Source organism: Chromohalobacter sp. HP20-39 (assembly GCF_033052815.1).
In the GTDB taxonomy this organism is placed as follows: domain Bacteria; phylum Pseudomonadota; class Gammaproteobacteria; order Pseudomonadales; family Halomonadaceae; genus Chromohalobacter.
In genome coordinates, this window is sequence record NZ_JAWHTP010000975.1 from 1 (window position 1) to 250 (window position 250).

General features: G+C 63.2%; 1 protein-coding gene. It reads right to left on the reverse strand.

Features of this window, described 5'->3' with window-relative positions; all coding sequences use genetic code 11:
• Positions 1-250 (reverse strand): FecR domain-containing protein (locus tag RVY79_RS20875; protein ID WP_317466519.1); only part of this gene is annotated, 250 nt, incomplete at both ends.

The following is a 250-nucleotide window of genomic DNA, read 5'->3' on the forward strand; positions in this document are numbered from 1 at the left end:
CCGACATTGTTCGCGCTGGCGGTGCCGGCCGCAACGCCTTCCGGCACTTCGACGACGCCTGTGGTGCCGCGAATGCCGAGCGTTGCCGTCGGTGTTTCGATCTTCATGTCGCCGGTCTTGGCAACGGCGGCGGCGACGAAGGCCATGGTGCCGCGCGTGACATTCAGAAGCGCGGCGTTGTCCTTAGCTCCTTCCTGATAGATGAAATTGTCCACGACGACGCGCGAACTTGCGGAGAGATTGAGCGTGG